Source organism: Variovorax sp. HJSM1_2 (assembly GCF_049316285.1).
GTDB lineage: Bacteria > Pseudomonadota > Gammaproteobacteria > Burkholderiales > Burkholderiaceae_C > Rhodoferax_B.
Map to the genome: position 1 here is coordinate 19035 of NZ_JBMOXA010000017.1, position 13968 is coordinate 33002.

Here is a 13968-nt window from a genome sequence, read left to right on the forward strand (position 1 = left end):
GGCAGTCGGTTGTGGTTTAGGTCGCGACGGGGCTGGGGCTGCGCCCCTGGAGTACATCGGCCACCACAGGCGCGAGCCAGCGTGCAAACACCCACGCATTTAGCGCGCCAAGCAAGCCCCAGAACGACAAGGACAGCCAGGTGGTCGCCCAGACAAATTGGCGTGCCAGCTCGGCCATCTGCGCGTGGGCCTCTCCGCTGAAGCCGGCCAGCGCATCCGCACTGTGCTGCGGTGCGCCCAGCACAAAGGGCAAGGCCAGCAATACCGCGGCCAGCGCAAACTTCCAGCTGCGTGTGCCAAAGGCGACGGCCGCGCAAGCCAGCGCCGAGCAGACCACTGCCAACACCCACCAGGCTTGGCGCGCCTGCAAAGCGGCGGCGTCCATGCCAGGCAATTCGGCGTGTAACCCGAGCGACGGCCAGAAATGCAAGCTCAGCCAACCCGACGCTGCCACCGCAAACGCGAGCTTGATGCTGTTGGACTCGCGCATTGATTTCACGGCCCGGCGATAAGCCCAAAAGCCCATGGCTGCCAGTGCCAGCAAGGCCATGCTGAAGGCATGCAGCACATTCGCGACCCAGGTCCAGAAGCCGCGTTCAAAACCTTGGGCAGGTGACCATTCGTCAGCGCTGCCATGGTCGTGGGCCGCGCCGTCGGCGTGGGTGTGTGAGGTGGTGGTCGCATCGGCCGCGACGGGCGCGGCCACAGCTTCGGTCTTGCTCTCCTCAAACACTTCGGCGGCCAGGATCAGCGGCACGGTTTGCAGGCGTTGCAGCACGCTCTGTGCGCTGCCCAGCAACAAGGCTACGCCCAGCGCACACCAGATCAGACGTTGGAACAGCATGTTTGCCCCCTCAGTGGCAAGGTTTGACTGTGACGTGGCGCACGTCGTGTGCGGCGTTGTGCAGCAACGGGCTCTCGGCAAAGGCCACGCCATACAACATCACCAGGCCCAGGCTGACGGCGCCGGCCAATTGCCAGGTGATGCTGGTGGTGCGAGCCGTATCGCCAGCGGATGAAGGGGTAGTGGAGGAAGAAGGAGCTGTCATGTTGAATACCTTGTTGGCAATGCAATGCAATGAAGTGGTGGAGCGGCAACTGAAAGTGATGTGTGGGTCTGCTTTTCTAAGGCCTTTCTGCTTGGATGGTTAGCTGCGCCGCAGCAAGTAGGTGTCCATGATCCAGCCATGGGCCGCGCGAGCGGCTTGGCGTTGTTGCTGAATCTGGGCGCTGACCTGGGTCAAGGGGCCGCTGATGCAAAGTTGCTCGGGCATGCCCAGGTAGGCGCCCCACCAGATGTCCACGCCCTCGGGCGCGATCTGGCTGAAGCTGCATTCCCCATCCAGCATCACGGCGATGCTGTCCACACCGGCGGGCCAGCCCTGGGTGCGCAGCTGCCGTCCGGTGGTGATGGTGACGGGCGCGTTGATCTCGTTGAGCGGGATGGCATGGGCGGCAGTGAGTGCCTGCAAAGCGGTGATGCCCGGCACCACCGTCACGTGTATGGAAAGATGCTGGCGCAGGCGCTCGGTGATGCGCAGCGTGCTGTCGTACAGGGAGGGGTCGCCCCACACCAGCAGGGCCAAGCGCCCACCATCGGGTAGCTGCTGGGCGATGTGGCCCAGCCACACCGTGGCAATGGCGTCGTGCCAGCGGTCCACACCCGCGTGGTAGTCGGCGCCTGTGCTGTCGCCCGGGTCCCGCACGGGCATGTTGAACTCCACCACCCGCGTCTGGGGGTTGGTGATCACGGCCGCGCACAAGGCGTGGCGCAACTCGGCCAGGTCGGCTTTGTTGCCACTTTTGCGCGGCACCAAAATCAAGTCGGTGGTATTGAGTGCCGCCACACCTTGGCGCGTGATGTGATCCGGGTTGCCGGTGCCTATGCCGACGAGGCTGAGTTCAATCATGGTGTTTTTAGGCATCAGGCTCGCCGGGAAAGCGCGGCGCTGTGCCCACGGGGCGGTAACGCCGGTCGTAGTCTTCGGCGTAGAGGCGGCTCTTGGCGAAGTCCTCAGCGCCCAGGGTGTGGCCGACCAGGATCAGCGCGGTGCGCTCCATGCTGTCGCCCACAGCGGCTTCTATCGTTGCCAGCGTGCCGCGCACCACACGTTCATCTGGCCAACTGGCGCGCCACACCACGGCCACGGGGCAGTCGGGTCCGTAGTGCGGCGTGAGTTCGCCCACCACACGCGGCAACACATGGATGGACAGGTGGATAGCGAGCACCGCGCCGGTGGTGGCAAAGTTCGCCAAGGATTCAGATTCGGGCATGGCCGATGCGCGGCCCGAGGTGCGGGTGAGCACCACCGACTGCGTGAGCCCGGGCAAGGTCAACTCGGCGCCCAGCGTGGCCGCTGCCGCCGCAAACGACGGCACACCTGGCGTGACGGTGTAGGGAATGCCGGATTCGCGCAGTGCGCGCAGTTGCTCACCCATGGCCGACCACACCGACAGGTCGCCCGAATGCAGCCGCGCCACATCCTGCCCGGCGGCATGGGCGCTGGTGATCTCGGCCATGATCTGGGCCAGCGACAGTGCTGCCGTGTTGACCTTGTGGGCGCCCGGCGGGCAGTGGGCCAATACACCTTCGGGTACCAGCGAGCCGGCGTACAGACAAACCGGGCTGGCGGCGATCAGGTCACGGCCGCGCAAGGTGAGCAGGTCGGGGGCGCCGGGGCCGGCGCCAATGAAGTGAACAGTCATGAGTTTCTACTTTCTGCAATAGCCGCAATAGCCGCGGTCGCTGTGCCGTCAGCTGCCTGGCAGCGCCTGGCCAGCAGCCACGCGCCCGGCCCGGCACCTGCAAGGGCCGAGGCTTCCGAGAGACTGCGCTGGCCGTAACGCGCCGGCACGGCCGCGCTGGGTGCGGCGTTTTGTGAAGCGAGCAATACCAAGGGAATGGCGAGGATGGGGAGATTCAGTTCGGCAGCCAACTGGGTGAAGGCGGGCGCATGGGCCTTGTCTTCGGCCGTGGCCAGTGCCGTCAAGGCGGGGGTTTTGGGACAGGTGGATGATGCGTTGGTGAGGGCAGCGTGCAAGGCTGCGCGCAACGAGGCTGTGGTCGCCGCACGGCGGAACCCAAGGCCAGCGATACATGTGTGATTTGCGTTCATAACAGCGCGCTCCACTGCACCAATGGCCTGCTTGGCACCCAGCCGCGCATACGGCCCAAGGGCGCCGAGTGGGCCAGTTCAATACGCAGCAGCTCGCCACCATGGCGCGCCTGTAGTTGCAGCAGCAAGACTTCGGTTTCCAGCGTGACGGCGTTGACCACCAAACGGCAAGCGTGCGGCGCCAAGGCCTTCAACGCGTTGAACAGGGTCTCATCAAATCCACCACCGACAAAAATGGCTTGAGGCTGGGCAAGGCCTGCGAGCATTTCCAGGGCTTGACCGTGCACCACCGTCAGCGCCTGCGCCAAACCATAAGCTTGCACATTGGTGTGGATGTTTTGCACACGTGCCGCGTGTTGCTCCACGGCCGTGGCCAGGCCGCCGGCCAGGCACCACTCCACCGCGATCGAGCCCGAGCCCGCGCCCAGATCCCACAGGTGTTGGCCCGGGCGTGGCGCCAAGGCCGCGAGGGTGATGGCGCGTACCGGGGCCTTGGTGATCTGGCCGTCGTGCGCAAAGTCGGCGTCGGGCCGGCCTGGGCTGCGTGCGATGCCTGCTGCCCCCGTCACTTCGATGGCCAGCGCCACGGGGGCTTTTACATCGGCGAGCGCAAAGTCTTGCGCCGTGCTGTGGCGCACACGCTCGTTCGGCCCACCCAGCGCTTCCAGCACCCAGAGCGGGCTGCTACCAAAGCCAAGGGCCGTCAGCCACTGTGCGTATTCGCCCACCGCCGCACCATCGCGCAGCAGGCATATCAAGCGCTGGCCGGCGTGCAGTGCGTTGCGGCTGTGGGCAAATGCGGTGGCGTGCAGGCCTAAGCAATGTGTGGCCTCCAGGCGCCAGCCCAGGCGTGCGGCAGCCAGTGAAAAAGTGGAGGCGGCGGGGTAGGCCGTCCATTCCTCGGGCGGCAGATGCGCCGACAGGCTGCCACCCGCGCCAAACCAGAACGGATCACCCGAAGCCAACACCGCCACACGTTGCCCACGCAGTGCCAGCACCGGCGCCACGTCAAACGGCAGCGGCCAGGCCCGGCCACGGCTGCCCACTTGCGCCAGTGCCAAATGGCGCGGGCCGCCAAACACATGCTGGGCTTGCTGCAGTGCCAGGCGGCTACCATCCGACATGCCGGCCAGACCATCTTCTCCCATGCCAATAATCGACAACCAGGGTTCAAAAACTTCAGACATACGGCGTGTCCTCGTGTTGGGCGGCACGACCGAGGCCAGCCAGTTGGCGCGCGCCTTGGCGGATGCACACATCGACGCCATCTTTTCTTACGCCGGCCGCGTGGCGGCACCGCTGGCCCAGCCCATTCCCACACGTGTGGGCGGCTTTGGCGGGGCCGAGGGCTTGCAGGCTTGGCTGGCCGCAGAACACATCAGCCATGTGGTGGACGCCACCCATCCGTTCGCCGCACAAATGAGCCGCAACGCCGTGGCCGCCTGTGCCGCGGCGGGTGTGCCCTTGCTGGCGCTGGAACGTCCCGCGTGGCTGGCACAAGCCGGTGACGATTGGCGCCATGTGGCCGATATCGAGGGCGCGGTGGCCGCTTTGCCAGCGCAGGCTGCGCGGGTGTTTCTGGCCATAGGCCGGCAACACGTAGCGCCCTTTCTGGCGTGTGTGCAGCATTGGTTTCTGCTGCGCCTGGTCGACCCCGCGCCCGAGTTGCACCTGGACCACGGCGAGGTGCTGCGGGCGCGCGGCCCGTTCACCGCCGAGAGCGACACCCGCCTGATGCAAACCCACGGCATCACACACATCGTCGCCAAGAACGCCGGGGGCGCGGGCGCCGAAGCCAAGCTGCTGGCCGCGCGTGCCTTGGGCCTGCCGGTGATCTTGATTGACCGGCCTGTTGTGCCCGCACGCGCAACCGTGGGCAGCGTGGCCGAAGTCTTGGCTTGGCTTGGCGCTCATAGGGCAGACCTCGGGGTGTAGACAAACCTGCCGACGCGGCGCGTGGCTGAGTTGCCCACAATCACCACCGTGCGCATGTCGGCCATGTCGGCCGTGGCTTCCGCCAATGTCACGGTGTGTATGTGTTCCTCTGGCGTGGACACGGCGCGCGCAAAAATGATCAGGCGCTCGGGTCCACACACCTCACGCAGTATCTGCAAGATGCGGCCAAAGGTTTCGGGCCGGCTGGCCGAGCGCGGGTTGTAGAAGGCCATGGCGAAGTCGGCCCCGGCGGCCGCGCGCACCCGCGTTTCGATCAGGCTGGCGGGCTTGAGGTTGTCGCTGAGGTTGATGGTGCAGAAGTCGTGGCCCAGCGGCGCACCGGCCTTGGCTGCCGCCGCCAGCATGGCGGTGATGCCGGGCAGGATGCGGATGTCGAGTGGGTGCCATAGCGGCTCACCTTCTAGCGCTTCCATCACGGCCGCTGCCATGGCAAACACACCGGGGTCGCCGGATGAGACCACCACCACCTTGCGGCCGGCTGCGGCCATGGTGAGTGCGGCGCGTGCGCGGTCGAGTTCCACACGGTTGTCCGATGCATGCAGTGTCAGCCCGTCGCGCGGGGCGATGCGGCGCACGTAGGGGATGTAGCCCACCACGTCGGTGGCATAGGCCAATGCGCTGCTCACTTCGGGGGTGATGAGTTGTGTGTCGCCCGGGCCCAGGCCCGCAATGCAAAGCCAGCCGCTCATGCTGGCACCTCAGCGGTTATTTCGGGGCGGCGGCCGCGCCCATGCACCAGCACGATGGCGAAGTAGGGGCAGTCGCTGCCGTCCACGTCGGCCAGCGGCACGACACGTTGGCCGGGCATGGTGCCGCGTTCCACCAGCCAGGCTTGCTGCAGGCGGCCGGTGTCGCTCAAGGCGCGGCGCACACGGGGCAGATTGCGGCCGGTCTTCATGATCACCAGGGCGTCGGCGGTTTGCATGTGGCGCACCAGGTCGGCTTCGGGCAGCGTGCCCATCAGCACCGTCATCACGTCGTCGCCCCAGGTGAAGGGGGTTTGGATGCTGTTCCAGCAGCCCACCATGCCGGGAATGCCGGGAATCACTTCCACCGTGGCGCGGCCTTGCAGGCGGGTGTGCAGGTGCATGAACGAGCCGTAGAAAAGCGGGTCACCCTCGCATAACACCACCACGTCCTGTGTGCGCGCCAGGTCGGCCAGGCGTGTGGCCCATTCGTCGTAGAACGTGGCCAGGCTGTGGTTGTATTCGGGGCTGTCGAAGGCCAGCTCGGTGGTCACCGGGTACTCCATGGGGTATTCGGTCACGCCCGGCGCCAGCATGTGCTCAACGATGCGGCGCGCCTGGCCGGGCCGGCCCATCTTGCGAAAGTAGGCCACGTGTTGTGCGCTGCGGATGCTGCGGTCGGCGCGCACACTCATCAGGTCGGGATCGCCAGGGCCCAGGCCGGCGCAGAGGATGCGGCCCATTAAATCTCCCTCCGGCTGGCCAGCGCGTTGATGGCCGCCACAGTGATGGCCGAGCCGCCCAGCCGCCCTTGCACCACCATAGCGGGCACCGGGGGCGCGGCCCACAGCGCGGCCTTGGATTCCACCGCACCCACAAAACCGACCGGGCAGCCGATGATGGCCGCCGGGCGTGGGCAGTTGGGGTCTTGCAGCATGTTCAGCAGATGGAACAGGGCCGTGGGTGCATTGCCTATCGCCACCACGGCACCTGCCAAATGCGGGCGCCACAACTCCAGCGCGGCGGCGCTGCGCGTGTTGCCCATGCTTTTGGCGAGCGCCGGCACGGCCTCGTTTTGCAAAGTGCAGATGACCTGGTTTTGCGCGGGCAGGCGTGTGCGGGTGATGCCTTCGCTCACCATGCGCACATCACACAGGATGGGCGCACCGGCTTCGAGCGCGGCGCGCGTGGCCTCGGCCATGCCGGGGCTGAAGTGCACATGGGCTTCCAGCCCCACCATGCCGGTGGCGTGCACCATGCGCACCACCGCAGCTTCTTCAACGGGGGTAAAACGTGCCAGGTCCGCTTCAGCGCGGATGATGGCAAACGATTGGCGGTAGATGGCAGAGCCATCGGTTTCATATTCGTGGCGCATGCGACAAGTGTTGGAGATGAGAGGCCACCGCCGCAGCATCGAGTGCGCGCCAGGTGGGCGCAGATGCGGCGGTGCCGTGGGGAATGAGGTTAAAGCCAGTGGCCGTGGCCACCAGCGTGAGGGTGGCGCCGGGGTGCGCGCAGCCCTTGCTGCAGCCCGACACGTGCAGCACCTGGCCGTGTGGCACCAGCGCGGCCCAGTCGCGTGCGAACACGCGTGTGGCGCCAGCAGCCTGGCTGCAGCCCGGCGCGCCGGTGCAGGCGGCCACGCGCAGGCGTGCGTCGTTGTCTTGGGTGATCAGGCCATCGAGCGCGGGCAGTTGTGGCAGACCTTCAATCAACAGGCTGCGCCAGGGCGTGATGCGTAGCGGCCCTAACGCGCCCAGAGCGGCCAGGGTTTCTGCAGGCAACTGGCCGAACTCAAAACCCACGACGCAGCCTTGTGGCACCAGGCCCAAGGGTGGCGCTGTGGGTGTGAGGTTGCGGCGCGGCACGGTGCTGAAGCGTGGCGGCAATGTGCTGTTGGTGAGCAGCGCTGCCATGCGGCCACGCCCCGCTTGTACACCGCCGGCATCGACAAACCAGTGCGTGAGTTCGAGGGCCAACGGCAGCACTTCATCGGGTGTGGCTGGCGCGCCGTGTGGGCTGCCGTCGGCACACACCAGGTAGCCGCTGGCGCTGCGCTCGATGCGGATGTCGGCCGAACACGCGCGCAGCACCGGGCTTTCGCCACAGTCCAACGCAAAACCAAACTTGCTGGGCAGTGTGGGGGCATGGGGTGATGCCAGGGCCGCCGTCAGCGCTTGGGCCAGGTCGGTCGTGCCGTCGCCCGCTTGCCAAAACGGCGTGACGAGTAAGTTGCGGCGCGCTTCGGCATCCAGGCTGGTGTCGACCAGTTGCAGGGCCTGTAATTCACGCATCAGCGCCGGGTGGTCGGCGGTGGCCACGCCGCGCAACTGGATGTTGGCGCGGCTGGTCAAGTCGAGCACGGGCCAGGCGTATTGGCTGGCGAGTTGTGCAATGCCTTGGGCTTGTGCCGAGGTCAAGCGCCCGCCCGGTGGCCGTATGCGCACCACCAGCCCATCACCCGAAGGCATGGGGCGCAACGCGCCAGGGCACCAGCCGTAGACCTGGGGCTGCGTCGTGGCGGTGTTGGCGGTGTGGTTTTGGGGGGCGGTGTTCATCGGTGGCTCAATGCCCTTCAGCGTGGTGGCCGTGGTGGCGGTAGTGAGCGCCCCAGGCTTGCGCCAGTTGGGCCGCGCGGGCCAGTGGCAAGCGGGCGGCTTCAAAGTCGATCACACCAATCGCATCGGCCGAGGCCGGACGTGCGGGGGCTTCGCGGCAGCGGCCGTCGGTCAGCAGCCACAGCAGGCGACGGCTGGCGCGGCTGCGGCGCAGCAGTTGTTCTGCAGAGGCAAGGCCCTGGCGCAAAGGTGTGCCGCCGCCGCCGCCAATGGGCTTGACCCAGGCGTCGTTCCACAGCGCTGCGCGGCGCGGCGCCAGTTGCATGTGCACACCTGTGCCCGAAAAACACAACAAGGCCACGTGATGGCGCCCACGGTAGGCTTCTTCCATCATGGCCAACAGCAAACCCTTGGCGCGGGCCAGTGCGCCGCCGATGCGCATGGAGGCTGAGCAGTCGAGCAGAAAGCAATGCAACTCGCTGTTCACCGGCGTGGCGGGGTGGTGCCGCAGATGTTCCGCGCGCAAAGCTGCGGCGCCGCGTGCCGACAAGCTGCGCGGCCAATCGATGGGTGTGGCTGGGCGCAACGCCGCCGAGGCACGTGCTGCCTTGAGCGTGCGCCGCAACGGCGTACCGCTGAGCCCTCCATCGCGCTGGCGATTGCCAGCATCTGCCACCGATGGAGGGCTCAGGCTTTTTTTGCCGTGGCCCGCTCGGTGAGGGTGGACAACAGGGGCCGCAGCGGTTTGATGCGTTCCGTGCCGGTGGGCTCGGCGGGCATGGCGCCCCATGCGCCTTCTCCGCGATCTGCGCCCTTTTCGGCGCGATGGTCTTGGGGCGAACTCTGGTTGCTGTTGCTGGTGCTGTTGTTGCTGGGGCTTTGTGTGGCAGGGTTGTGTGCTGCTTCTGGATGGCGCCGGTGCGCCAACACCAGTTCTGCCACACGGTGCACATGGGTGGCGGCCACGGCTTCGGCGTCCTCCAGCGCGGCCAGCGCGCGGGCGGCGCGCAGCATCACCAGGTCAGCACGCAAACCATCGACCAGCGCGGCGATACACAGGTCGCTGACGAGGGTGTGTATGGCATCACTCACCGGTAATACAAGTGCATCGTTGAGGCGTGCACGGGCCGTGTTAAAGCGCGCTTGTTGCTCGGCTTGTGCGGCGGCGTAGCGTGCGCGAAACGCCACCGGGTCGGCATCAAAACTCAGCCGTGCGCGCACCACGGCCTGGCGTTGTGCGGGCTCGCTAAGGTTGTGCAGCCGTACCGACAGACCAAAGCGGTCGAGCAACTGCGGGCGCAACTCACCTTCCTCCGCATTCATGGTGCCTATGAGCACAAAGCGCGCGGCGTGGGCTTGCGAGATGCCGTCGCGTTCGACCACGTTGACGCCGCTGGCAGCCGCATCCAGCAGCGTATCGACCAGGCCGTCTTGCAGAAGGTTGACTTCATCGACATACAACACACCACCGTGTGCGCGCGCCAGCAGGCCGGGCGCAAACTGCACCGCATGGCCGCCAAGTGCGGCGGCGAGATCCAGCGTGCCGGCGAGTTGCTCCAGGCTGGCGCTCAGAGGCAGCGTGACGAAGGGCGCATCGCCCAGCAACTCGGCCAGCGCGCGGGCGGCGGTGGACTTGGCCGTGCCGCGCGGGCCTTCGATCAACACGCCGCCCAGGGCGGGGTCGGCGGCGGCCAGCAGCAGGGCTTGGCTCAACGCTGGCTGGCCGGCGATGGCGCAGAACGGGAACAGCGGCGGCAGGCTGATAGGGGTGGTTGTCATGTCTAAGTTCCTTCGAGTTGTTGCTCGTGGTCTAGCAGCAGGTCTTCCAGTTGAGAGCGGTAGTCGCCGGGCTCTTGCCACAGGCCACGCGCCATGGCTTCGAGCAGGCGGTTCAGCATGTCCTGCAAGGCGCGTGGGTTGTGCTGTTGCACAAAGGCGCGGGTGTGCTCGTCCAGCACATAGGCGTCGGCCACCATGGCGTATTGGTGGTCGCCGACCACGCGGGCCGTGGCATCAAAGCCAAACAGGTAGTCCACGGTGTCGGCCATCTCAAACGCGCCTTTGTAGCCGTGGCGTTTCACGCCCGCTATCCATTTGGGGTTGACCACACGGCTGCGCACCACGCGTGCAATTTCTTCTTTCAGCGTGCGGATGCGCGGTGCCGCCGGGTTGCCGTGATCGCCGTGGTACAGCGCCGGTTGGCGTCCGCTCAGGTGGCGCACGGCGGCGGCCATGCCGCCCTGGAATTGGTAGTAGTCGTTGGAGTCCAGCAGGTCGTGTTCGCAGCTGTCCTGGTTTTGTGCGACCGCGTCCATCCCTTGCAGGCGGCGGGTCAACGCGCCTTGGGCCGGCACGCCATCGCTGCCACTGCCGTAGGCATAGGAGCCCGCGCCCACATAGGCGCTGCTCAGGTCGGCATCGTCTTGCCACTGGCCGCTTTGGAACAAGGCGTGCAGGCCAGTGCCGTAGTGACCGGGTGCCGAGCCGAAGACACGCCAGCCGGCCTGGGTGCGGGCGGTCGCGGCGTCCAGCCCTGCGGCCTGCAGCGCCTGCGCCTCACGCAGAATGCGTGCGCGAATCGGGTTGTCGTGGGCGTCTTCATCTTCTTGCGCGGCCACGGCTTGCACGGCGGCATCGAACATGTGCACGGCGCTGGGAAAGGCATCACGAAAGAAGCCGGAGATGCGCAGCGTCACGTCTATGCGCGGGCGGTGTATGCCGACGATGGGCAGCACTTCAAAGTCGACCACACGTTGGCTGCCGGCCGCCCACTTGGGGCGCACACCAATCAACGCAAAGGCTTGCGCCAGGTCGTCGCCGCCGGTGCGCATGGTCGAGGTGCCCCAGACCGACAGGCCTATGGACTGTGGGTAGTCGCCATGGTCTTGCAGATGCCGCTCCACCAGGCGTTCGGCCGACTTCATGCCCAGCGACCAGGCCGTGGGCGTGGGGATGGCGCGTGTGTCTATGGTGTAGAAATTGCGCCCCGTGGGCAGCACATCGGGCCGCCCGCGCGACGGTGAACCGCTGGGGCCTGGGGGCACAAAACGGCCGTCCAGGGCGTTCACCAAATGCTGCAACTCGTCATGGCCGCAGGTATCGAGCGCGGGCGCCAGGGTGGTGTGTACACGGGCTAACACGGCCTGGGTGGCCGGCAGATCCAACGTAGATGCGTCGTTTGCTACAAGCTGCTGTGCCAACAGCTCCAGCCGCTCGCGTGTATCGCCGTGGTGGCGCCAGGGGCTGTCGCTCACGGCTTGCAGCAGCGCGGGGCGCGGGCCAGTCCACGGCGTGGCGGGTGTTATGTCCAGCGGGTTGAATGTGGTGTCCCCCAGCAGATCGGAGGCCAGCGCGCTCAACAGGCTGGTGTTGGCGCCTTGGCCGTCGCCAGAGGGGTAACGCGCCAGCGCCACCAGGGTGTCGCGCCGTTGCTCACCTTGCGGCGAGCAACCGAAGATGTGCAGGCCGTCGCGAATCTGCGCTTCCTTCAGCTCGCACAGGTAGGCATCGACACGCGCCAGAATGCTGTCGTCGTCGGCTTCCAGCGCTGACACCGGCAGGTCGATTTCTTCGGCCAGGCGTTGCTGGCGTACGGTTGTGAGAATCTGGCTGCGCAGCAGCTTGGCGCGGCGGCCGTCGACCAGGATGGCGTCGTAGTACTCGTCCACCAGGCGTTCCAGGTCTTGCATGGGGCCGTGGTTTTCGGCGCGTGTGAGCGGTGGCATCAGGTGGTCGATGATGACCGCCTGGGTGCGGCGTTTGGCCTGTGCGCCTTCGCCGGGGTCGTTGACGATGAAGGGGTAGATGTTGGGCAGCGGGCCGAGCACGGCATCCGGCCAGCAACTGGCCGACAGCGCCAGGCTTTTGCCGGGCAGCCATTCGAGGTTGCCGTGTTTGCCCACGTGCACCACGGCGTTTATCGCAAACACATCGCGCAGCCAGAAGTAGAACGCCAGGTAGTGGTGTGGCGGCACCTGCTCGGCGTCGTGGTAACTGGCGTAGTCGGCCACGCCGTCTACCCTATGGTTGCGCGCGGGTTGAATGCCGACAAACACCTGGCCCAAACGCAGGCCAGCAATCATGAAGCGGCCCTGGCGCAGCATAGGGTCTTGTGCGGGCGCGCCCCAGCGGGCCGTGATGGCGGCCGCCATGCCTTCGGGCAGGGCGGCTAAACGCTGTTCGTAGTCGCCCAGGGCATAACTTTGGAAGGCCGGGCGGGCGGGCCATTGCAGCGGGTCGTTGGCCACGCCTTGCTGCAGGGCATGCATCAAAGCATCAGCATCGGCCGGCATCTGGTCTGCGCTGCCGGTGTGGTAGCCCTGGGCCGTCAGGCGCTGCAGTATGGCCATCACCGAGGCCGGGGTGTCCAGCCCCACGCCGCTGCCAATACGGCCCTCGCTGCCGGGGTAGTTGGCCAGCACCAGCGCAATACGTTTGGTGCTGGCGGGCAAGCTGCGCAGGTGGCACCACTGGCGCGCCAGCGCGGCGACGAAGCTTATGCGGTCGGGCTCGGGCTGATAACGCACCACGTCGGTTTGTGTCAGCTCGCTGCGGTAGGCCAGGCCTTTGAAACTGATGGCGCGGGTGACGATGCGGCCATCCATTTCGGGCAGCACGATTTGCATGGCGATGTCGCGCGGCAGCAGGCCTTGGCTGTCGGCCAGCCAGTCCTCACGGTTGCCACCGCTGACAATGACCTGTAGCACCGGCGCGTCACCCACCAGCGCAGCTTGCGCCTGGCCATCGATGGATTCGTGCGCACCCAGCGCCGCAAACGCGGTGGTGTTCAGCACCAGTTGGACCTGGTGCTCGGTGCACAGGCCACGCAGAGCGGCCAGGCACATGGGGTCTTTTAATGAATCCAGCGCCACGGGCAGGGCGTTGAGTCCCTGTGCGCGCAGGGCCTGGGCCAGGGCATCAAACACCGCCGTGTTGCCGGCCTGCAGGTGTGAGCGGTAGAACACGATGGCTACCGTTTGCGCATGCTTTAGCCAACCGGCGCGCACGTCTTCCATGGTGGCGACATCGTGCGCGCTGGCCAGGCCCCACGGCGCATACAAGGCCACGGGCGGCAGCAGGCGGGGTGGCAGTGGTGCCGCGCCGTGGTCCAGTCCGTGGAAGGCCAGCGCACGCAGAAACTGCTGCGCATTGCCGCTGCCGCCGGCGCGCAGGTATTGCCACAGCTGGCGGCACACGGCGCGCGGCAGGGTGCTGTGCGCCAGCAGGGTTTCGTCTTCTTGCAGGTCACCCGAAAACATCGCCAGGCGCTGGCCCTGGCGGCGCGCCAGGTTGCTGATTTCCTGGATGCCGTAAGGCCAGGCCGAGTCACCACCCAGATGGTCGACCACCACCACTTTGGCGTGGCGCAACACCTGGTCGATGTAGAGATCGAGTGATGCAGGCTGGCGCAGATAGGCCAGATTGGCCAGGCGCAGCGTGGGGTAGGCGGACGTGTTCGCGGTGACGGTTTCCAGCGCCGAGGCCAGCAGCGACAACTTGGTGTCGGCCGAACTCAGCACCACAATTTCGGCCGGCGTCTGGTCGAGTTGCGCGACCACACCGTCGTCTTCGACAAAGCCACCAGGGCGCGTGCTGAGCAAGTGCATGGGGTGGCTTTGTGAGGCGGTAGACGGCGGTTGACTTCAGCCTGCG

At 66.7% G+C, this 13968-nt stretch carries 14 protein-coding genes; 1 reads left to right on the forward strand and 13 read right to left on the reverse strand.

Annotation, left to right across the window (positions count from 1 at the left end; genetic code table 11):
* Window positions 1–16 precede the first annotated feature (16 nt).
* From ACFQ95_RS17650 to cbiE, 6 genes are all read right to left on the reverse strand, one after another.
* Window positions 17–844 (reverse strand): CbtA family protein, encoded by an 828-nt coding sequence (locus ACFQ95_RS17650; protein ID WP_422833048.1) that lies wholly within the window; start codon window positions 842–844, stop codon window positions 17–19.
* 10 nt (window positions 845–854) lie between these two features.
* Window positions 855–1049 carry a CbtB domain-containing protein gene (locus ACFQ95_RS17655; protein ID WP_422833050.1) on the reverse strand — a complete coding sequence of 65 codons (195 nt, stop codon included), beginning with the start codon at window positions 1047–1049 and terminating at the stop codon, window positions 855–857.
* A gap of 99 nt (window positions 1050–1148) precedes the next feature.
* Entirely contained in the window at window positions 1149–1925 is a 777-nt protein-coding gene (cobF, locus tag ACFQ95_RS17660; RefSeq protein ID WP_422833051.1) for a precorrin-6A synthase (deacetylating), read from the reverse strand.
* Entirely contained in the window at window positions 1918–2706 is a 789-nt protein-coding gene (gene cobM, locus ACFQ95_RS17665) for a precorrin-4 C(11)-methyltransferase (protein WP_422833053.1), read from the reverse strand. The genes cobF and cobM overlap by 8 nt, the downstream gene beginning before the upstream one ends.
* Window positions 2703–3116, reverse strand: coding sequence for a cobalamin biosynthesis protein (locus ACFQ95_RS17670; RefSeq protein ID WP_422833055.1), 414 nt, complete (start codon window positions 3114–3116; stop codon window positions 2703–2705). Before ACFQ95_RS17670 ends, cobM begins: the two co-directional genes overlap by 4 nt.
* Complete coding sequence (cbiE, locus tag ACFQ95_RS17675; protein WP_422833057.1) at window positions 3113–4303, reverse strand: precorrin-6y C5,15-methyltransferase (decarboxylating) subunit CbiE; 1191 nt, start codon at window positions 4301–4303, stop codon at window positions 3113–3115. Before cbiE ends, ACFQ95_RS17670 begins: the two co-directional genes overlap by 4 nt.
* Here cbiE and ACFQ95_RS17680 point away from each other — a divergent pair.
* Entirely contained in the window at window positions 4302–5051 is a 750-nt protein-coding gene (locus ACFQ95_RS17680; protein ID WP_422833175.1) for a cobalt-precorrin-6A reductase, read from the forward strand. The two genes, cbiE and ACFQ95_RS17680, sit on opposite strands and share 2 nt — an antisense overlap.
* Here ACFQ95_RS17680 and cobJ read toward each other — a convergent pair.
* The 7 genes from cobJ to cobN are packed head-to-tail and all read right to left on the reverse strand — an operon-like array spanning window position 5027 to window position 13922.
* Window positions 5027–5761 (reverse strand): precorrin-3B C(17)-methyltransferase, encoded by a 735-nt coding sequence (cobJ, locus tag ACFQ95_RS17685; RefSeq protein WP_422833059.1) that lies wholly within the window; start codon window positions 5759–5761, stop codon window positions 5027–5029. The two genes, ACFQ95_RS17680 and cobJ, sit on opposite strands and share 25 nt — an antisense overlap.
* Entirely contained in the window at window positions 5758–6501 is a 744-nt protein-coding gene (locus ACFQ95_RS17690) for a precorrin-2 C(20)-methyltransferase (RefSeq protein WP_422833061.1), read from the reverse strand. The genes cobJ and ACFQ95_RS17690 overlap by 4 nt, the downstream gene beginning before the upstream one ends.
* Window positions 6501–7133: a precorrin-8X methylmutase gene (locus ACFQ95_RS17695; RefSeq protein ID WP_422833063.1), complete on the reverse strand. Its 633-nt coding sequence runs from the start codon at window positions 7131–7133 to the stop codon at window positions 6501–6503. The genes ACFQ95_RS17690 and ACFQ95_RS17695 overlap by 1 nt, the downstream gene beginning before the upstream one ends.
* Window positions 7117–8316 (reverse strand): precorrin-3B synthase, encoded by a 1200-nt coding sequence (cobG, locus tag ACFQ95_RS17700; RefSeq protein ID WP_422833064.1) that lies wholly within the window; start codon window positions 8314–8316, stop codon window positions 7117–7119. Before cobG ends, ACFQ95_RS17695 begins: the two co-directional genes overlap by 17 nt.
* A gap of 7 nt (window positions 8317–8323) precedes the next feature.
* Window positions 8324–8992 (reverse strand): vWA domain-containing protein, encoded by a 669-nt coding sequence (locus tag ACFQ95_RS17705; RefSeq protein WP_422833065.1) that lies wholly within the window; start codon window positions 8990–8992, stop codon window positions 8324–8326.
* An 11-nt stretch (window positions 8993–9003) separates the two neighbouring features.
* Window positions 9004–10095: an AAA family ATPase gene (locus ACFQ95_RS17710; RefSeq protein WP_422833066.1), complete on the reverse strand. Its 1092-nt coding sequence runs from the start codon at window positions 10093–10095 to the stop codon at window positions 9004–9006.
* Window positions 10096–10097: 2 nt separating this feature from the next.
* Complete coding sequence (gene cobN, locus ACFQ95_RS17715; protein WP_422833068.1) at window positions 10098–13922, reverse strand: cobaltochelatase subunit CobN; 3825 nt, start codon at window positions 13920–13922, stop codon at window positions 10098–10100.
* Window positions 13923–13968 lie beyond the last annotated feature (46 nt).